The sequence below is a fragment of the Hyphomicrobium sp. genome, assembly GCF_019744875.1.
In the GTDB taxonomy this organism is placed as follows: Bacteria; Pseudomonadota; Alphaproteobacteria; order Rhizobiales; family Hyphomicrobiaceae; genus Hyphomicrobium_C.
Genome location: NZ_JAIETU010000002.1, coordinates 197,448 through 215,991, shown reverse-complemented (window position 1 = coordinate 215,991; position 18,544 = coordinate 197,448). Strand labels below are relative to the sequence as shown.

The window sequence follows — 18,544 nt, the reverse complement described above, 5'->3', positions numbered from 1 at the left end:
GCCGAAAGGGGGCGCATGGACGTGCGAAGGCGGCTTGGAATTCTGGCCGGGGGAGGCACGCTTCCGCGCGAGATCGCCGATAGTGCGGTCCGGCGCGGCATGCCCGTGACCATCGTTGCCATCGACAGCGAAGCCGACCGCGATTTTGGCCCCCACGCCGTCACGCGCGTGAACTGGGGCCAGCTCGGCGGCATGATCCGCGCGTTCAAGGCCGCCCGGGTAACGGATCTCGTCATCGTCGGCCGCGTCACACGCCCCGAAATCGGCATCATGCGGCCGGACTGGGGCTTCTTCCGCCATCTGCCGCGCGTCCTGCGCATTGTGGCCTCGGGCGGCGACGACGGCGTGCTGCGCCATGTCGTGCGCTTCTTCGAAGGCCAGGGCATTCGCGTCGTCGGCCCCGACATGGCAGCCCCCGAGCTCGTGATCGGCGAGGGCGCCATGGGCGCCGCCCGCGCGACCCCGGCCGACCAGACAGACATCCAGCAGGGCATGGCCCTGATCCGCGCGCTCGGCGCCTACGACATCGGCCAAAGTGTCGTCGTGGCCGAGGGGCGCATCGAGGCGATCGAAGGCGTGGAGGGCACAGACCGCATGCTGGCGCGCGCCGCCGCCCGCCGCGCCGACCCGAGCCACGACCTCGCGCGCAAGGGCGGCATCCTCGTCAAGCGCTCGAAGCCCGGCCAGGATTTGCGCGTCGACATGCCGGCCATCGGCCCCGCGACCGTGACAGGCGCCAAGGACGCCGGCCTCACGGGCATCGCGGTCGAGGCCAACACCGTCATCGCCGCCGAACGCGCCCGCACGCTGCGCGATGCGGATGCGGCGCAGATGTTCGTGCAGGGCGTCAAGGACGAGGATCTCGGCGCAGCGCAGCGGCGCTTCAACCCGCGCCTTGTCGCCATGAGCTTCCGGCGGGCAAACCGCGTAAAGCCCGCCGAGCACGCAACGCTCGATGCCATCAAGGCGCTCTCGGTGGTCGATGCGCTCGCGCGCTTTTCCGTCGGCCGCGCGGCCGTTGTCGTGCGCAATCATGTGCTGGCCGTCGAGACTGGCGAGGGCGCGGAAGCCACTCTTCAGCGCGCGAGCGGTTTGCGCCAGTGGGCCAGCATCACGCGGCGCAGGCGCGGCGCAGCCGCCCTGCGCGACATGCAGGATCTGACACCGGACGTCGTCACGGCCGTGGCGGATGCGGGCTATGCCGGCATCGCGGTGGGCGGCGCACTTTATGCCGCCGATGCAACGCGGGAAGCCGCGATCGCAGCGGCCCAGGAACGCGGGCTGTTCGTGCTGCTCCGCCAGAATGCCGAGCGGAGCGGCGGATGATCCGCGAAACGAACGACAACGTTCAGGTGAACGGCACTGGCGAAGTTCGCCTCGTGCTCATCGCCGGCGAGCATTCCGGCGACGCCCTCGGCGCGAGCCTCATCGCCGCGCTGCGGGCGCGCCTCGGCGACCGCCTCAAGCTCGCAGGCGTCGGCGGGGCCGACATGGAGCGCGAAGGTTTCGTCTCGGACTTTCCGCTTGCCGACGTCGCCGTCATGGGCCCGCTGTCGATCCTGCGTCACCTGCCGCGCATCGTGCGCCGCGTGTACGCCACCGTCGACCGCGCCATTGCGTTCGATCCGCATGCCGTCGTCATCATCGACAGCCCGGAGTTTACGCACCCGATTGCCAAGCGCATCCGCGCGCGCCGCCCCGATATCCCGATCATCGACTACGTAAGCCCCAGCGTGTGGGCCTGGCGACCGGGCCGCGCGGCGAAAATGAAGCCCTACGTCGACCACATCCTGGGTCTTCTGCCATTCGAGCCTGCCGCCCACGAACGCCTCGGCGGTCCGCCCTGCACCTACGTCGGCCACTCGCTGATCGAGCGCCAGCCCTGGCTCGATGCGCTCGATCCCGAACCGCTGCGCACCCGTCTCGGTCTCGACCCGGCGCGGCCCGTCATCGTCGCCTTGCCGGGCAGCCGCTCCTCCGAGGTCGGCCGCCTAATGGAGCCGTTCGGCGATACGCTGCGCCTCGTCATTGAACAGGGCGTGACACCGGAGGTGCTGCTGCCGTGCGTGCCGCACCGGCGCGACCTCATCCGCCAGTTGAGCCGAAGCTGGCCACTACGCCCCCACATCCTGGAAACGGACACCGACAAGTTCCGCGCCTTCAAGATGGCCCACGCGGCGCTCGCGGCCTCGGGCACGGTCACGCTCGAGCTGGCGCTCGCCGGGACGCCGATGGTGGTGGCCTATCGCGTCGATCCCGTGGCCGCGCCGTTTCTGCGCCGGATGATCAAGGCGCCCACGACCGTGCTCGCCAACCTCGTGCTGGGCGAGAACGCGTTTCCGGAGTTCCATCAGGAAAAAAGCGCACCGGAAAATCTCGCAGCGGCCCTGCTGCCGTTGCTGAAGCCGTCGCCGGAGCGTGATGCCCAGCTCGCAGCTCTCGCGCGCATTCCGGGCCTGATGCACATCGAGGGCGGCCATCCGAGCGAGGCCGCAGCCGACATCGTGCTCGATTACGCGCTCAAAAGAAAACGCGGGGCGTAATTTCACGCGCCCCGCGTCTCAAACGTGCAGTCGTGCCTCGCAGCAGCCTAGCCGCCGACCTTCGGGAAGTCGCGGCGCGGCGGGCCGATGTAGAGCTGGCGCGGGCGGCCGATGCGCTGCTCCGGATCCTCGATCATTTCCTTCCACTGCGCGATCCAGCCGACGGTACGCGCCACCGCGAACAGCACCGTGAACATCGAGACAGGGAAGCCCATCGCGCGCAGCGTGATGCCCGAATAGAAATCGATGTTCGGATAGAGCTTCTTCGAGACGAAGTAGTCGTCCTGCAGCGCGATGCGCTCGAGCTCCATCGCAACCGCCAGCAGCGGGTCGTTGCGCTTGTCGAGCTCGTCGAGAACCTGATGCGCCGTCTGCTGCATCACCTTCGCGCGCGGATCGTAGTTCTTGTACACGCGATGGCCGAAGCCCATCAGGCGGAAGCCCGACGACTTGTCCTTCGCCTTCTTGATGAACTCGGGGATGCGATCGACGGTGCCGATCTCTTCGAGCATGTTGAGGGCCGCTTCGTTCGCGCCGCCATGCGCCGGCCCCCAGAGGCAGGCAATGCCGGCCGCGATACAGGCGAACGGATTGGCGCCCGACGAGCCCGCGAGACGCACAGTCGAGGTCGAGGCGTTCTGCTCGTGGTCGGCATGAAGAATGAAGATGCGGTCAAGCGCGCGCGCCACCACGGGGTTCACGATGTACGGCTCGCACGGCACCGAGAAGCACATCTGCAGGAAGTTCGATGTGTAGTCGAGATCGTTGCGCGGATAGATGAACGGCTGGCCGATGGAGTATTTGTAGGCCATCGCCGCAATGGTCGGCATCTTCGCGATCATGCGATGGCTCGCCGTCTCGCGCTGGCGCGGATCGTTGATGTCGGTGCTGTCGTGATAGAACGACGACAGCGCGCCCACCACGCCGACCATGACCGACATCGGATGCGCGTCGCGACGGAAGCCGGTGAAGAACTTCGTCATCTGCTCATGCACCATCGTGTGGCGCGTGATCGTGAGGCGGAAGGCGCGGAACTCTTCGTTTGTCGGCAGCTCGCCGTGCAGCAGCAGATAGCAGGTCGCGAGGAAGTTCGAGTTCTCGGCCAGCTCGTCGATGGCGTAGCCGCGATAGAGCAGCTCACCCTTGTCGCCGTCGATGAAGGTGATCTTCGAGGAGCAGTTCGCAGTCGACGTGAAGCCCGGGTCGTAGGTGAAGCAGCCGGTGTCGCGATAGACCTTGGCGATGTCGATCACATCGGGACCGATGGTGCCGGTGCGCACATCGAGCGAAACGTCTTTGCCGTTGAGCCTGAGCTCGGCCTGGCGGGCTGCCTCCGCGGTGGGGGTTGAGCTCTCGTGAATGCTCATGCCGCTTCTCTCCTGTTTGGGCCGCTGGCCCAGATGGTGCTTTGCTTCCAGCCCAGGCCTCGTGTCAGCCCAGATTGCACCTCGCCGCCCGCCAGTGAGGCGAGGGCGATTGCTGCGCTGCACTATAGACCAAACACATCGCAGCGAAACGACGAACTAAAGTGCAATTACACAGCAGAACTATGCCGATAAATCGCGCAGTCGCGCCAGCGTCTCCTCGCGTCCGAGCACGGCCATCACGTCGAAAACGGGCGGCGAAACAGTCCGCCCTGTAAGGGCCGAGCGAAGCGGCTGCGCGACCTTGCCGAGCTTGGTGCCCGTTTCCTCGGCATATGTGCGCACAAGCGCTTCGAGGGCCGCCGCGTTCCAATCGGGCGCTGCTTCGAACTTCGGCGTCAGCGCTGCCAGAATCGCCTGCCCGTCAGCATCCATCAGCTTACGCGCTTTGTCATCCAGGGTCAGCGGGCGGCGCGCAACAATGAAGAGCGCCTGTCCGATCAGCTCGGCGACCGTCTTGGCGCGTTCCTTGAGCGCCGGAAGCGCCAGTCCGAGGGCGTCCCAGCCCTTGGCTCCGAACAACTCCGCAAGACCCGCGCCGGTTTCGGTTCCCGGCACCTGCGCCGCCACCTCATGGGCGAGCGCGACGTCGGAGCGGGCGGGGGCCTTCGGATCGACGGACAGCGCCCTGAGGGCTGCGAAATCGAGATGCGGAAGAACGCCCTTGATCGCGTCCAGCAGCGTGCTGTCCTGCGCCTCGCGCAGGTAATGCCCGTTCAGGTCGTCGAGCTTCTTGAAGTCGAAGCGCGACGCGCTTCTGTTGATGTTGTCGATGTCGAACCAGGCGATCAGGTTCTCCGTCGAGATGATCTCGTCGTCGCCATGGCTCCAGCCCAGCCGCACGAGGTAGTTGCGGAGCGCGACCGGCAGATACCCCATGTCGCGGTAGTCTTCCACGCCCTGCGCGCCGTGACGCTTGGAAAGCTTGGCGCCATCCGCGCCGTGGATCAGCGGCACGTGCGCCCACTCGGGCACGTCCCAGCCCATGCCGAGATAGATCTGCGCCTGCCGCGCCGCGTTCGTCAGATGATCGACGCCGCGAATGACGTGCGTCACGCCCATGTCGTGATCGTCCACGACGACGGCGAGGTTATAGGTCGGATTGCCGTCGCTGCGCAGGATGATGAGGTCGTCGAGCTCTTTGTTCTGGAAGACGACGCGGCCCTGCACGTGATCCTGCACGACGGTCTCGCCCTCGCGCGGCGCCTTGAGGCGAACCGTATAGGAGGCACCCGCCGGCGCCTCAGAGGCGGGACGGTCGCGCCACGGCGAGCGGATGGTCAGCGGCCGCTTCTCGGCCTCGGCCTGCTTGCGCATCGCGTCGATTTCTTCCGCCGTCATGTAGCAGCGGTAAGCCCCGTCCCGTTCGAGCAGCGCCAGCGCCACCTCCCGGTGACGATCGGCGCGGGAGAACTGCGACACGGGCTCTCCGTCCCAATCGAGCCCGAGCCAACGCAGCCCGTCCAGGATCGCCGCCACCGCCTCCGGATTGTTGCGCTCGCGGTCCGTATCCTCGATGCGCAGCAGAAACGTCCCGCCCTTTGCTTTCGCATACAGCCAGTTGAACAGGGCCGTGCGGGCGCCGCCGATATGCAGATAACCGGTGGGCGAGGGGGCAAAGCGGACAACGGGACCGCCGGCGTGCGTGGTCTTGGGTGAGGTCATGGAGGGATCGGCTCGGGTTTCAGAGGGATGGTCCGCCATGTAGCATGGGGCCGCCAAGGGAGACCAGCCGTCTTGGCAACCCGGCCAGTGGCCGGAGGGCCATCGTGTTCAGACGCCGGAAGGCGCGAAGCGGTCGATTGAGGGAAGGGGGCGGCGCGTGGAGGGCGGGCGCGTGGAAGATCCGGACGCGGCCGGGGCAGGAGGGGAGGCATCCCCCGCCCACGGCGCGGCGGACCGTGCGCGCGCGCTCGCCGCGTGGGTTCCAGGTCCAGCCACGGTGATGGAGCAGCTCGAGCGCGAGCGCGCACGCTGGTTCGTTTGGCTCCCCGTCGCGTTCGGCACCGGCATCGCGATCTACTTCGCCCTGCCATCAGAGCCGGCTCTGTGGACCACGCTCGCCGTGCCGGCCATCGCGCTCGGCCTTGTGCTGTCGGCCCGTGGCGCGAGCCTGGCCTACGTGGCCGGACTGGCGCTGCTCGTTATGTCGCTGGGCTTTGCCGCAGCCAAGACGCGCACCGAAGCGGCGCGCGCGCCCGTACTTCAACACGAGCTTCGCTATGCGGATGTGGAGGGCGTGGTCGAGCTGATCGAGCCTCGCCCCACGCGCGGCGAACGGCTGACCCTCCGCGTCATCTCCATCCGCGGGCTTGCGGCGGATCGGCAACCCAAGCGGATCCGCATCCGCGCCATGCGCAAGACCAAGGGCCTGCGCCCCGGCGACACGATCCGATTGCGCGCGACGCTGCGTCCGCCTGCGGGCCCAGCGATGCCCGGCGGATACGACTTTGCGCGCACGGCGTGGTTCCAGGGACTGGGCGCAACGGGATTTTCGCTCGCCCCCGCAACGATCGTGACACGACCCGCCGAGGGCGTGCACAGCCTGATCCGCGAAGCCCGCGAGCACCTGGAACGCGCGCGCCACGCCATCGGTGAACGCATCCGCGCGGCCGTACCGGGCGAGACTGGCGCCATCGCCGTCTCCCTGATCACCGGCGAGCGCGGGGGTATCACGGAGCCGACCAACGACGCATACCGCGACTCCGGCCTCGTCCACATTCTCTCGATCTCCGGCCTGCACATGGTGATCATGGCCGGGTTCGTGTTCACGTTTGCGCGCATCGTGTTCGCGGCATTTCCGTCCATCGCGCTGCGCTACCCAACGAAGAAGTGGGCCGCCGCAGCAGCACTGCTCGGCGCAGTCAGCTATTTGCTGATATCCGGCGCATCCATCGCCACCGTGCGCGCAGCCCTCATGATCGCCATCATGTTCGTCGCCGTCATGCTGGACCGCCAGGCGCTCGCCATGCGCAACGTGGCGCTCGCCGCACTGCTCGTGCTGGTGGTGCTTCCCGAAAGTCTCCTCGACGCGGGATTTCAGATGTCGTTCGCCGCCGTCGTCTCGCTGATTGCCGCCTACGAGGCCGTTCGCGAGCGCACAGATCGGCAGACGTCCGGGGGCTGGCTGCGTCCCGTTGCGTTCTTCCTCGGCGGCATCGTGCTCTCGACCGTGATCGCGAGCATCTCCGTCGCGCCGTTCGGCGTCTACCACTTCCACCGCAGCCAGCAGTACGCCCTGATCGCCAACCTGATCGCGGTCCCCATCTGCAATCTCGTCATCATGCCGTCGGCGCTGCTCACCCTGATCGTCATGCCGCTTGGCCTCGAAGCGTGGCCGCTCGCCCTCATGGCGAAGGGCATCGATGTCATGACGGCGACGGCCTACTGGGTCGCGAGCCTGCCCGGTGCGATCGTGCACATCGGCGCCATCCCCGAGGTGAGTTTCGCCCTGATGGTGTTCGGCGGCCTGTGGCTGCTGCTGTGGCAGACGCGCTGGCGCGCGCTGGGCCTCGTCGCCATCGGCGCGGGCATCCTCACGGCGGGCGGAGCCGAACGGCCGGACGTCCTCGCCGGGCGCGGCGGCGCGCTGGTCGCGGTCCGCGGCAACGACGGCCGCTATGCCGTCATCGGCAGCCGCGCGGGCAATTATGAGCTGACGCGCTGGCTCGAACGCGATGGAGACGGCCGGCCCGCACGCGAAGCGCTACGCGCCAAAGGCGCCCTTTGCGATGGGGCCGGATGCCTCATCGAAACGAGGGGCTTGCGCATCGCGGTGGCGCGCCACGCGTCGGCGACGGACGAAGATTGCCGCAACGCCGATATCCTGATCGGTGGACCGCGCCGCCCGAAGGGGTGCACGCGCCCGCGCGCGGTGCTCGACCGCTGGGCGCTGCGCGATGACGGCACCCACGCAATCTTTCTCGCGAAACCTTCAGACGACAACGCAGCCCAAATCGCGCGCATCGAGAGCGTCACGCAGCGGCGCGGCGCGCGGCCCTGGACCGAACGTCCCGAGCAGCGTGTGGCAGGGAGCACGCGAGGCGAACGCGCGCGGCAAACCGAACCCGGCGCAGATGCCGTGCCGAATACCGGCGCGCCAGAGCCCGCCGCTCCCGTCCACGATGACGACGATCAATAGCGGCGGATAAGCCCGACGAGGCGGCCCTGGATATCGACCTGGTCCGGTCCGAAAATGCGCGTCTTGAATTCCGGGTTGGCCGCTTCGAGCGCGATCGTCGAGCCCTTCTTGCGCAGCCGCTTCAGGGTTGCTTCTTCCTGCTCGACGAGCGCCACGACGATATCGCCGTTCTCGGCCGTATCGCAGCGGCGGATGATCACCGTATCGCCGTCGTGAATGCCGGCCTCGATCATCGAGTCGCCCTTCACCTCGAGCGCGAAATGCTCGCCGTTGGTGAGAAGGTCTGGCGGACAGGCGATGTCGTGACTGTGGTTCTGGATCGCCGAGATCGGCACGCCGGCCGCGATGCGCCCCATGACGGGCACCGAGACGGTGCGGCTGTCGAGCATGTGCGACGGCGGCGTCGAGATATTGCGCGCCTTCGTGCCTTCGATGACGCTCGGCTGAAACCCGATGCGCCGCTGCGGCTCGGCGGATGCCGAGGACGTGGCCGCCACGACCGACAAGGTCGATGTCTCGGGCAGCTTGAGCACCTCGATGGCGCGGGCCCGGTGCGGCAGGCGGCGGATGAACCCGCGCTCGACGAGCGCCGTGATCAAACGGTGGATCCCGGATTTGGATTTGAGATCGAGCGCGTCCTTCATTTCGTCGAAGGAGGGCGGCACGCCGTCGGCCTGCATGCGCTCATGGATGAAGAGCAAAAGCTCTTTCTGTTTGGAAGTCAGCATTATGCCTCCCGTGCAAGGCCCGGACGCGAAGGACGCGTCACTCCAAGGCCGAGAGCAGTTTCATTTTCCGCACGCCGTCACGCACACCCGACGCACCCACGCCGGCAACCGGCGAAAATGGCCATCGTCTCCGCGACGCGTGATGCTGCATCGCAAGACTCACCTAAACAAAGCGTGAATGTACGCTAATCGTTCTTGCAAGGTTCCGTCAAGTGCTTCGTGGACGGCACTGTTTCGAACTCTGCGCCGGATCGCTAAAGGCGTTGAAAGCGCACCGCATCGCCTGCCGCCGCAAGCGCCGCATCGGGCTCGCGCCAGATCAGGCAATCGGCCTCCACGAGCGCGCTGAGCAACGAGCTGTCCTGCGAGGGCATCGGCGTAACAGTCAGCACACCCGACGCGTCACGCCCCAGCTTGGCGCGCATGAGATGCAGGCGCGGTCCGTTCGCTTCGAGCGGCTGCGTGAGGATCGCCGTCTCGAGGTCGCGCGCCTCCGGCCCAATCCCGAGCAGCGCATGGATCAGCGGCACGAGAAACACGCGCGCCGTGATCAGCGCCGAGACCGGATTGCCCGGCAGCCCCATCACGCGCGTTGCATCGAGCCGTCCGAACATCAGCGGTTTGCCGGGCCGGATCGCAACCTTCCAGAACGCGAGGTCGATGCCTTCTTCCTTCAACGCCGGCCCGACGAGATCATGATCGCCGACGGACGCGCCGCCGATGGTGATGAGGATGTCTGCGCCCCGCGCCTGCGCGATCGCCGCACGCAGATCGGCCATCCGATCCGCCACGATACCGAGCTGCAGCGGAACGCCGCCCGCCCGCGTGACCAGCGCTGCAATGCCTGCTGGATTGGACGACACGATCTGATCCGGCCCCGGCCGGGCGCCGGGAGGCACCAGTTCGTCGCCGGTTGCGAGAATGGCAACGACGGGGCGCCGCGCGACGGGCACCTCTCCGTGCCCCATGGCCGCCGCCAGCGTCAGCGCATGCGGATCGAGCCGATGTCCCCGCCTGAGCAGCACGTCGCCTTGGGTGAAATCGTTTCCGGCGCGGCGGATGTTGGCTCCGGAGGCGGTTGCGTCGGTCGCGACGATGACGTCGCCATCGCGCGCAACGTCTTCCTGGATGACGACCGTCGCGCAGTCCGCAGGCACCGGCGCGCCCGTAAAGATGCGCACGGCCTCGCCGGGCCCGACGCGCCCCGCAAAGCCGCGCCCCGCAGCCGATTCTCCGACAACCGTCCAGCGCGCACCGACCGGCGCAGCGTCCTGCCCGTAGACCGCGTAACCGTCCATGGCCGAGGCCGCGAAGGGCGGCTGCGTGAACATCGCCGCAAGATCGCGCGTCAGCACGCGCCCGTCTGCGGCGAACACCGAAACCATCTCCTCGGCGGGAGACCCGATGCCGGACAGGATCTGTTCAAGTGCGGACGCGACGGGCAGCAGCGGCATGGCTCAGGCCCCGGATTTGACCGGCGCAGCGTAATCGCCAGACCGCCCGCCCGTTTTGCTGACGAGCCGCACGCCGCCGATTTCCATTCCGCGGTCGGCCGCCTTCAGCATGTCGTAGATCGTGAGCGCGGCGACGGAGACGGCCGTCAGCGCCTCCATCTCGACGCCGGTCGGACCCGTCACGCTCACCTCGGCGCGGATATGCAACCCGGCCGGCTTGTCGCCCGGCGCGAAATCGACCGCCGCTTTCGTGAGCGCGAGCGGATGGCAGAGCGGAATGAGATCGCTGGTCTTCTTGGCGGCCATGATGCCGGCGATGCGCGCCGCCGCCAGCACGTCGCCCTTCTTGGCGCCGCCCGAAATCACGAGATCGAGCGTCGCGGCGCTCATGGCAATGAAGCCTTCCGCGACGGCCGTCCGCGACGTGGCTTCCTTGTCGCCCACGTCCACCATGCGGGCGCGGCCTTTGTCGTCGAGGTGCGTAAGCTTGCCGGTCATGCGGCCTCCGGCGTCAGCAGCGTGCGCGTCGCGGCGGTCACGTCGGCCTGCCGCATCAGGCTTTCCCCGACAAGAAACGTTCCCACGCCCGCGCGGTTCATGCGTGCGATGTCGGCCGGTGTGAAGATGCCGCTCTCGGAGATGACGATGCGGTCCGCGGGCACACGCGGCGCCAGCTCTTCCGTCGTCGCGAGCGACGTCTCGAAGGTTTTTAGATTGCGATTGTTGATGCCGATGAGACAGCAGTCGAGACGCAGCGCGCGATCCATCTCTGCTGCGTCGTGCACTTCGACGATCGAATCCATGCCCCAGTCGCGCGCGGCGGCTGCGAGATCAGCGGCGAGCGCGTCGTCCACTTCTGCGAGGATGATGAGGATGCAGTCCGCGCCCCACGCGCGCGCCTCGACCACCTGATAGGTGTCGATCATGAAATCCTTGCGCAGCACCGGCAGCGAGCAGGCCGCCCGCGCACGCGTGAGATAGTCCGGCGCGCCCTGGAACGACGGCCCGTCCGTCAGGATCGAAAGGCACGCAGCCCCGCCCGCTTCATAGGCTTGCGCAAGAGCAGGGGGATCGAAGTCGGCGCGGATCAGCCCCTTGGACGGCGACGCCTTCTTGATCTCGGCGATCAGCGCGGTCTGCCCGGCGTCGCGCTTGGCGTCGAGCGCCCCCGCGAACGAACGCACGCGCGGCGCACTGCGCGCATATTCCGCCAGCACCTGCAGCGGTATGAGATCGCGCGCGCGGGCGACCTCTTCCCGCTTGTAGGCGGTGATTTTCTCAAGAATGTCGGCCATTGGTGAAGCGTACTTTCGTAAAACGTGCGTGCTACCGGCCCGCCGCTCCGGGGTCAAGCCTGCTCATTCCCCGCCGGCGGGCGCCTCGTCTCGGGGCCCGAGGTTGGCCGTTTCCTTTTGCAGAATATCGTGGCCGAGGTCGAGGCACTCGGTGGCGATGGCCTGCGGGATCATGTCGGTGCCGATGTTGTGGCCGCCCGTCGAGAGCGCCCACTTCATGTCCATGCAATTCTTGATCAGCCCCGCCACGTGGCGCGCGGCCGCCGCTCCGTCGAACCGCGTCTGCTCGGAGAGCACCGCGCGGAAGTCGGTGTAGGCGGCCTCCAGTCTCGCGTAGGCGTCGATGTGCTTCTGCCGGTAGGCGCAGACGTCTTTCACCGCCTGCTCCATCTCGGCCTTCTCCCACTCGACCATGTCGACGACGAACGCCCGGCAGGATTTCTCCGACGCATCCACCTTGCCCTCGTCCTCGTAGCCGATGACGAGCGTATGCGGCATCGGCGCATTCTCCTGCTGACTGCCGGCCTCCTGCGCGAGCACAGGCGCACACAGCAGCATGGAAGCGAGGAGGGGGAGTGGGAAGCGGATCATGCGAGCCTCGGAGCAAAGGGGCACCCGGATGAACCTAGCACAGAACGGGGCCGGCCAAACCCACGCGCCCAGTGGACGTGGTTAGCAAGGGGCGCCCAAGACTATGCGGTCGACTGAGCAGCCGACTAAGCGGCCGACTGACTGACCGCGACGAGCCGCTCAAGCGCGGCTGCGGCGCGGCCGGAAGCGATGGCGTCCTGCGCCAGGGCGACACCCTCGGCCAGCGAGCTCGCCCGCCCGCCAACGATGAGGGCCGCGGCGGTGTTGAGGAGAACGATATCGCGGTAGGGGCCCGTCGCACCCGCGAGCAGCTCGCGCAGCGCCTGCGCGTTGTGCGCGCCGTCTCCGCCCTTGAGGTCGGCTAGAGACACACGCGCCAGTCCCGCGTCTTCCGGCGTCACCTCGAACGTCGTGATCTTGCCGCCCTCGAGCGCCGCAACAGTCGATGCGCCCGTCGTCGACAGCTCGTCGAGACCGTCGTGGCCGTGCACCACCCAAGCCCGCTCGGAGCCGAGTGCGCGCAAAGCTTCCGCCATCGGCATCACCCACGCGTGGTCGAACACGCCGAGCACGTGATGGCGCACGCCCGCCGGATTGCAGATCGGTCCGAGCAGATTGAAAAGCGTGCGCACGCCAAGCTCGGCGCGCGGCGCGGCCCAGGCTTTCATGGCCGGATGGTGCGCGGGCGCCCACAGGAAGCCGACGCCCGCTTCATCGATGGCGCGCTGAATGAGGGCAGGGCCGCAATCGAGCTTCACGCCCAGCGCCGACAGCACGTCCGACGCGCCAGAGAGCGACGACACCGAGCGATTGCCGTGCTTGGCAACTTTGAGGCCGGCGCCCGCCGCGACCAGCGCCGACGCGGTCGAGACGTTGAACGTCCCATGCCCGTCGCCGCCCGTGCCCACGATGTCGATCGCCCCCGGCGCAACATCGACGGTCGCCATCCTGCGCCGCAACGCGCGCGCCGCGCCCGTGATCTCGTCCAGCGTTTCGCCGCGCACGCGCAGGCCCATCAAAAACGCCGTCATCTGCGGCGGCGTCGCGCTCTCCGTGAGGAGATCGACGGCGCCCGCCATGTCGTCTGCCGAGAACGTCGCGCCGGACGCCACCGTCTGAAGAAGGGCCTTCACGCCCGCCGCGCTGCTCATGGTCCCCCCCGGGTGCTGTAAGGTCAGGCCGCGTTGCGCGGACGCGGCGTGATGCGACGCGGATTGAGACCGGCAAGCTCGAGGAAGTTCGCGAGCAGCGCATGGCCCTGCTGCGAGGCGATGCTCTCCGGATGGAACTGCACGCCATGCACGGGATGCGTCTTGTGCTGAAGACCCATGATGGTGCCGTCGCTTGTCTCGGCCGTCACTTCGAGGCAATCGGGCAGGCTCTTGCGCTCCACGATGAGCGAATGATAGCGCGTCACTTCGATCTCTTTCGGCAGGCCCTTGAACAGCCCCTTGTCGGTGTGCGTGATGGTCGAGAGCTTGCCATGCATCGGCGCGTCGGCGCGGATGACCTTGCCGCCGTAGGCCTGTCCGATGGACTGGTGGCCGAGGCACACGCCGAGCAGCGGAATCTTCGCGCCGGCCTTCGCGATGAGATCGAGACAGACGCCCGCTTCGTTGGGCGTGCAGGGGCCGGGCGAGAGCACGATCGCCTTGGGCTTCAGCTTGAGAACTTCCTCAGCCGTCACCTTGTCGTTGCGGATGACCTCGGATGTCGCGCCGAGCTCGCCGAGGAAGTGCACGAGATTGTACGTGAAGCTGTCGTAGTTATCGATCAGGACGAGCATGGGGGCGGCGGCCTCTCGGTGCGGCAGGATGCCGGAATACCTTGATGTGGGTGTAGAAACCCGCGGCGCAAGCGTCAAGCATCGGGCACCCGAGCCCTCGGAGCGCCCGGACGCGCCACGCCTGGCCTGGCGAAGCCCCGAAAGCCGGAAAGGCCCTAGGAATGCTACTAGAAGATCGGAAAGTACCGACCAGCCCCTGCGAGACGGCGGCGGTGGAGGGAGACCGCGCTTGCTTGCCATGCAATTCGCGAATTCACTATAAGGGCGCATGACCCAGCTCGACTCGACGAAACCCAACGCCAGCGTCGCCATCGGCGCGCTTTCCGTCTCCAATGCGTCCCCGATCGTCGTGTTCGCGGGGCCGTGCCAGATGGAGAGCCGCGCCCACGCACTCGAAACGGCCGGCGCCTTGAAGGACATGGCCCAGCGCCTCGGCCTCGGCCTCGTCTACAAGTCGTCCTTCGACAAGGCGAACCGCACGTCGCTCAACGGCAAGCGCGGCATCGGCCTCGACGCCGCCATCGACGTCTTCGCCGAGATCCGCGAGACGCTGGGCTTGCCCGTCGTGACGGACGTGCACGAGATCTCCCAGTGCGCGGCCGTAGCACCCGTCGTCGACGTGCTGCAGATCCCGGCCTTTCTCTGCCGCCAGACCGACCTGCTCGTCGCCGCCGCCAAGACCGGCCGCGTCGTCAAGATCAAGAAGGGACAGTTCCTCGCGCCCTGGGACATGAAGAACGTCGTCGCCAAAGTGGTGGGCTCGGGCAACCCGAACGTGCTGCTCACCGAGCGCGGGTCTTCGTTCGGCTACAACACGCTCGTTGTCGACATGCGTGCCCTTCCGCAGATGGCCGAGACCGGCGCGCCCGTGATCTTCGATGCTACGCATTCCGTGCAGCAGCCGGGCGGCCTCGGCGGAAGCTCCGGCGGAGATCGCCGCTACGTGCCCGTGCTCGCACGTGCAGCCGTTGCAGTCGGCGTCGCGGGACTTTTCATCGAAACGCATGAAGCGCCCGACACCGCGCCGTCGGACGGCCCGAACATGCTGCCGTTGCGCGACTTCGAACCGCTAATGCGCGAGCTGATGGCGCTCGATGCGCTTGTGAAACGTCACACGCCCGCATCCGCCTGACGCGCGATCCCGGCAGTCACGCATCCACTTGAGAGTGTTTCGACGCTCACGCGCGCAAACACTGGCGTTGCGGGGATTTATCTCGCTTTCGAGCACAGCTTTTGGCTCACTTTGGCCTTCATATTAAATTCTAATTGCCGTTCGATGTGTCTGCACGTTGTGCAACACAGGGCTCCGGTGCAGATGGCAGCCGTCCAAGCACGAGCCCCAGTATTTCGGGTCGCGTCGTTAGATTTTGTCGGAGCCCGTAATGCCAAATGGTGTCGAATGCTCGGATGCGCCCCTCGTGCGCACAGACGACCGGATTGATGATCACGTAACAGGGCCAACAGGCTCCAGCTCTCGGCGCGCGCACGAGCACTGGGTCACCACGCGCATGAGCGCGGACGAGACGCTGCCCGCTGAACACGCTGCCGCGCGCCCACAACGCGCCGCGCTCTCGATGGGAACGCATTGGCTGTCGGCGAGCATGGGCGCCGCGCCCACACCCGGCCCGTGGACAGCACGAGCGGAGCCACCTGCTGTCGAAGCGCTGCCCGTTGTCGAGGTCAGTCCGCTCGATCAGATCGCGACGCTCGAAGAAAAACTGAAGATCATCGTCGCCGCGACCACCGCACCGCGCAGCGAGACCGCGTCTCCCGTGCTTTACGAGCCGCCGCCCTTCCTGGGCGACGCCGACGAAGCTCCGGCCGGCGCGAGCCAAAGGAATGCTCAGCCGAACCTGCCCGCGCTGATCCCCGTTCCCGCGCCAGATCCCGTTTCAACCATTTCGCACAATCTCGGATGGGGAATGGCCGCCGCGGCGTGTGCGCTGGCCGTGCTCGCGGGCGGTATCGGACACACGACCCGCACCACCGGCGGCAGCGCGGCCTGCACCGATCCCTCGTGCGAGACCACGGCGCCGACAATGTCGAACCTGATGGCGCGCGCGTCTCTTGCCGGCAGTGCGGCACCCGCCGTCGCCCTGGCTCCCGGCCTTGCCGTAGCGAGCGCCCCGCCCGCCGTCGGCCCGCTGCCGGAACCGGCGTTCGATCCCGTGGAGACGATCACCGTTCGCGGCGTGGCTCCGGAGGTGAAGCTCTCCGCCGGACAGAAAATCTCCGACACCGATTGGAGCCTCGCTCCAAATGAGCTCTCCAATGTCAGCTTCGTCGTGCCCCACGACCGCGCCGATCCCGTTCGCGCGGAAATCGAGATCAAGTCGCGCCAGGGCATCGTGCTGGCGCGTCTCGGCCTCGGCATCGTCAACGAGCCGCCGCCGCCGCCCGCCGAGATCGCGGCGGTCAAAGAAGTGATCGAGAGCCCCGCCACATGCCTCGGCGAGCCTTGCGGCAACCTCTCGCCAAGCATGTATGCGATCGCCTCGAACCTCGAAATCCTGCGCGAAGACCACACGCAGCCCGGCATCGTGCTCGCCGATGAGGCCGAGGCAGCGGGTGAGGCGCCAGAGCCCCCCGTGGAGCAGGCAGACAGCGTGACGGTCAGCGGCCTGCCGCCGAATGTCGAACTCTCGGCCGGAGAGCGGATCTCGGAAACAGGCTGGAAGATCGCCTCCGCCGAACTCGCCGACGTCGGCGTCGTGATCCCGCACGATCAGGTCGAGCCGGTTCGCGCCGACATCGAATTCAAATCCAACGACGGTCTCGTGATGGCGCGCCTCGGCCTGGACATCGTTCATGCCCAGCCGCCCCCCGCGGCCGAAGTCGCAACCGAACCCGAGGCGCCTGCGATCCGGCCTCCGCCGCGTGCGAAAAAGGGCAGGGCGGCAGCCGTGAAGGCGCAGCCCGCGTACGCAGCCCCAGCGCCGCGCAAGCTCGCAGCCCCCGCGATCCAGCCGCGCGGACTGTTCCAGTTCGAGCCGCCACAGAAATCCGCAAAGCCGAAGCCGACGCAAGCCCCGAAGGCCGAAGCGAAAAAGCCCGAAAAGAAGGCCGAGGCGCCCGCGGCCGTGACGCAGGCGTCGGCCGCGCCCGTGGGCTCCGAGCAAGCCCCCGGCTTCCGCATTCAGTCGACCCTCGACCGCCCGAACTAACAGACGGCGGGCCGAACGAGGGCTCTCGCGTGGCTTAGAGCCCGATCAACGGCTGCAGCAGGCGCGCGACCGGCCCCTTGAAACGCAGCTTGCCGTCCCTGGCTACTAGGCAGATGCAACCTTCCGTCGCGCAAGCGACGGGCGTGTGCTCGGTATCGGAATCGAGATCGGCGACATCGCCCACGCCGAAGCGTCCGATCGTGTCCGTGTAGGCGCCGCGCAGGATGATCGTGAGTTCCTGGCCGTCATGGCCGTGCGCGGGCATTTCCTTGCCGGGCCCAACCTTGATCATCAGAAGCTCGCCGCCCGCGTTCTCCGACAGCGGCACCGGATGGGTCCAGATCCCCGGAGCCGACCAGCGCCAGGGCAGGTCGTCGAGCCGCGCACCGAGCACGGACACGAGGGGGAGGGGAACGTCGCCGGCCGGAGCCTCACGCGCCGTCGCGGTCACGCTCTCGTCCACGGCAGAGCCCATCTCCGCTTCGCCCGCGCGCATCGCGATGACGGGCGCAGCCGCGTCCACATCCGCAGGCGCCAACGCATCGAACAGCGCCACGCCGATCTCCTGCATTCGGCTGACTTCCGCGCGGCAGTCCGCGCAAACCGACAGGTGAGACGCGATCACGGCCGCGAACGCATCCGGCTGGCTGCCGGCCGCGCAGCACATCAGCGAAGCGAAATCCGGATGGTGGCGGATCGTCATCTACCTCAAGTCCTCAAGCGCATCGCGGATCTTCTGATAGGCCAGCCGCATCCGCGATTTGACGGTGCCGAGCGGCAAATCGAGACGGGCTGCAATCTCGCTGTGCGATAAGCCCTCAATGAACGCCAACGTGACGACTTCTGTCTGTTCCGGCGGCAACTCGGCCATAACGGACCGCACGCGCTCTCCTCGCTCGCGTTCGGACAACTCCTCGTCCGGCGCGAGGTCGGTCGAGGCCTCCTCGGGTCCATCCTCCGGCAGCGGCTGCCAAGCCACCTCTTTACGCAGCCGGTCGATCCTTAGATTACGCGCGATCGTAAAAATCCATGTCGTCGCGCTGCCCTTCTCGCCGGAATAGAGGCCCGCCTTTCGCCATACCGTCAGCAAAGTCTCCTGCGACAGCTCCTCGGCGGTCGCCGAGTCGGCGCCTTGCCGCAGCATGTAGGATTTGACGCGGGGAGCGTAGGCCCGGAACAGCGCGCGGAACGCATCCACATCGCCGTTTACAGCAACCCGTCGCAGAAGATCAGCCATGGTCCTCGGCATTCGCGGCGAGGGCACGCAGATCTCGGCCCTCCTGGAGAACCTGAAGCATACCGCAACCTCGCCGCCGCGCCAGCAACGTGCTCTCGAAGGCGCGCCCGCGCGCTTGCTCCCGATCCCACGCTTGGCCTGCCTACGGCCGAACCGTCGAACCGGATCTGCGTCACATCGT

Annotated in this window: 16 protein-coding genes; 5 read left to right on the top strand and 11 right to left on the bottom strand. The window is 67.4% G+C overall.

Annotation, left to right across the window (positions count from 1 at the left end; translation table 11 throughout):
* The first annotated feature begins 15 nt into the window (after positions 1–15).
* Together lpxI and lpxB are read left to right on the top strand one after the other, a co-directional pair.
* Complete coding sequence (gene lpxI, locus K2Y42_RS01090; RefSeq protein ID WP_291147547.1) at positions 16–1,326, top strand: UDP-2,3-diacylglucosamine diphosphatase LpxI; 1,311 nt, start codon at positions 16–18, stop codon at positions 1,324–1,326.
* A complete protein-coding gene (gene lpxB / locus K2Y42_RS01085) occupies positions 1,323–2,543 on the top strand; it encodes a lipid-A-disaccharide synthase (RefSeq protein ID WP_291147545.1) in 1,221 nt (406 codons plus the stop codon). The genes lpxI and lpxB overlap by 4 nt, the downstream gene beginning before the upstream one ends.
* A gap of 47 nt (positions 2,544–2,590) precedes the next feature.
* Here the strand turns inward: lpxB and gltA are convergent, their stop codons facing one another.
* Both gltA and gltX read right to left on the bottom strand, forming a co-directional pair.
* A complete protein-coding gene (gene gltA / locus K2Y42_RS01080) occupies positions 2,591–3,910 on the bottom strand; it encodes a citrate synthase (protein ID WP_291147543.1) in 1,320 nt (439 codons plus the stop codon).
* A 180-nt stretch (positions 3,911–4,090) separates the two neighbouring features.
* Positions 4,091–5,632, bottom strand: coding sequence for a glutamate--tRNA ligase (gene gltX / locus K2Y42_RS01075; RefSeq protein ID WP_291147541.1), 1,542 nt, complete (start codon positions 5,630–5,632; stop codon positions 4,091–4,093).
* A gap of 172 nt (positions 5,633–5,804) precedes the next feature.
* On the opposite strand from gltX, the gene K2Y42_RS01070 reads away from it, so the two are divergent.
* Entirely contained in the window at positions 5,805–8,108 is a 2,304-nt protein-coding gene (locus K2Y42_RS01070) for a ComEC/Rec2 family competence protein (RefSeq protein ID WP_291147539.1), read from the top strand.
* Here the strand turns inward: K2Y42_RS01070 and lexA are convergent.
* From lexA to K2Y42_RS01035, 7 genes are all read right to left on the bottom strand, one after another.
* Positions 8,102–8,836 carry a transcriptional repressor LexA gene (lexA, locus tag K2Y42_RS01065; RefSeq protein ID WP_291147538.1) on the bottom strand — a complete coding sequence of 245 codons (735 nt, stop codon included), beginning with the start codon at positions 8,834–8,836 and terminating at the stop codon, positions 8,102–8,104. The two genes, K2Y42_RS01070 and lexA, sit on opposite strands and share 7 nt — an antisense overlap.
* 254 nt (positions 8,837–9,090) lie before the next feature.
* Entirely contained in the window at positions 9,091–10,290 is a 1,200-nt protein-coding gene (gene glp, locus K2Y42_RS01060; RefSeq protein ID WP_291147537.1) for a gephyrin-like molybdotransferase Glp, read from the bottom strand.
* A 3-nt stretch (positions 10,291–10,293) separates the two neighbouring features.
* A complete protein-coding gene (gene moaC / locus K2Y42_RS01055) occupies positions 10,294–10,788 on the bottom strand; it encodes a cyclic pyranopterin monophosphate synthase MoaC (RefSeq protein ID WP_291147535.1) in 495 nt (164 codons plus the stop codon).
* The gene (gene trpC / locus K2Y42_RS01050; protein WP_291147534.1) at positions 10,785–11,585 is read right to left on the bottom strand and encodes an indole-3-glycerol phosphate synthase TrpC; all 801 of its coding nucleotides are present in this window, start codon (positions 11,583–11,585) and stop codon (positions 10,785–10,787) included. The genes moaC and trpC overlap by 4 nt, the downstream gene beginning before the upstream one ends.
* A gap of 63 nt (positions 11,586–11,648) precedes the next feature.
* Positions 11,649–12,176, bottom strand: coding sequence for a hypothetical protein (locus K2Y42_RS01045; protein ID WP_291147532.1), 528 nt, complete (start codon positions 12,174–12,176; stop codon positions 11,649–11,651).
* Between the two features lie 125 nt (positions 12,177–12,301).
* On the bottom strand, positions 12,302–13,327 hold the full coding sequence (gene trpD / locus K2Y42_RS01040; RefSeq protein WP_291147530.1) for an anthranilate phosphoribosyltransferase: 1,026 nt from the start codon (positions 13,325–13,327) through the stop codon (positions 12,302–12,304).
* 23 nt (positions 13,328–13,350) lie between these two features.
* On the bottom strand, positions 13,351–13,962 hold the full coding sequence (locus tag K2Y42_RS01035; protein WP_291147528.1) for an aminodeoxychorismate/anthranilate synthase component II: 612 nt from the start codon (positions 13,960–13,962) through the stop codon (positions 13,351–13,353).
* 268 nt (positions 13,963–14,230) lie between these two features.
* Here K2Y42_RS01035 and kdsA point away from each other — a divergent pair, with 268 nt between their 5' ends.
* A complete protein-coding gene (gene kdsA, locus K2Y42_RS01030; protein WP_291147526.1) occupies positions 14,231–15,094 on the top strand; it encodes a 3-deoxy-8-phosphooctulonate synthase in 864 nt (287 codons plus the stop codon).
* A gap of 250 nt (positions 15,095–15,344) precedes the next feature.
* A complete protein-coding gene (locus K2Y42_RS01025; protein ID WP_291147524.1) occupies positions 15,345–17,126 on the top strand; it encodes a hypothetical protein in 1,782 nt (593 codons plus the stop codon).
* Positions 17,127–17,160: 34 nt separating this feature from the next.
* Here K2Y42_RS01025 and K2Y42_RS01020 read toward each other — a convergent pair whose 3' ends face one another.
* Together K2Y42_RS01020 and K2Y42_RS01015 are read right to left on the bottom strand one after the other, a co-directional pair.
* A complete protein-coding gene (locus K2Y42_RS01020; RefSeq protein ID WP_291147522.1) occupies positions 17,161–17,829 on the bottom strand; it encodes a ChrR family anti-sigma-E factor in 669 nt (222 codons plus the stop codon).
* Positions 17,830–18,363: a sigma-70 family RNA polymerase sigma factor gene (locus K2Y42_RS01015; protein ID WP_291147520.1), complete on the bottom strand. Its 534-nt coding sequence runs from the start codon at positions 18,361–18,363 to the stop codon at positions 17,830–17,832.
* Positions 18,364–18,544: the final 181 nt, after the last annotated feature.

Excerpts from the sequence above, each read along its gene's own strand:
- lpxI (WP_291147547.1), top strand. The coding sequence starts at position 16 with ATGGACGTGCGAAGGCGGCTTGGAATTCTGGCCGGGGGAGGCACGCTT.
- lpxB (WP_291147545.1), top strand. The coding sequence starts at position 1,323 with ATGATCCGCGAAACGAACGACAACGTTCAGGTGAACGGCACTGGCGAA.
- gltA (WP_291147543.1), bottom strand. The coding sequence starts at position 3,910 with ATGAGCATTCACGAGAGCTCAACCCCCACCGCGGAGGCAGCCCGCCAG.
- gltX (WP_291147541.1), bottom strand. The coding sequence starts at position 5,632 with ATGACCTCACCCAAGACCACGCACGCCGGCGGTCCCGTTGTCCGCTTT.
- lexA (WP_291147538.1), bottom strand. The coding sequence starts at position 8,836 with ATGCTGACTTCCAAACAGAAAGAGCTTTTGCTCTTCATCCATGAGCGC.
- glp (WP_291147537.1), bottom strand. The coding sequence starts at position 10,290 with ATGCCGCTGCTGCCCGTCGCGTCCGCACTTGAACAGATCCTGTCCGGC.
- moaC (WP_291147535.1), bottom strand. The coding sequence starts at position 10,788 with ATGACCGGCAAGCTTACGCACCTCGACGACAAAGGCCGCGCCCGCATG.
- trpC (WP_291147534.1), bottom strand. The coding sequence starts at position 11,585 with ATGGCCGACATTCTTGAGAAAATCACCGCCTACAAGCGGGAAGAGGTC.
- K2Y42_RS01045 (WP_291147532.1), bottom strand. The coding sequence starts at position 12,176 with ATGATCCGCTTCCCACTCCCCCTCCTCGCTTCCATGCTGCTGTGTGCG.
- trpD (WP_291147530.1), bottom strand. The coding sequence starts at position 13,327 with ATGAGCAGCGCGGCGGGCGTGAAGGCCCTTCTTCAGACGGTGGCGTCC.
- K2Y42_RS01035 (WP_291147528.1), bottom strand. The coding sequence starts at position 13,962 with ATGCTCGTCCTGATCGATAACTACGACAGCTTCACGTACAATCTCGTG.
- kdsA (WP_291147526.1), top strand. The coding sequence starts at position 14,231 with ATGACCCAGCTCGACTCGACGAAACCCAACGCCAGCGTCGCCATCGGC.
- K2Y42_RS01025 (WP_291147524.1), top strand. The coding sequence starts at position 15,345 with ATGCCAAATGGTGTCGAATGCTCGGATGCGCCCCTCGTGCGCACAGAC.
- K2Y42_RS01020 (WP_291147522.1), bottom strand. The coding sequence starts at position 17,829 with ATGACGATCCGCCACCATCCGGATTTCGCTTCGCTGATGTGCTGCGCG.
- K2Y42_RS01015 (WP_291147520.1), bottom strand. The coding sequence starts at position 18,363 with ATGGCTGATCTTCTGCGACGGGTTGCTGTAAACGGCGATGTGGATGCG.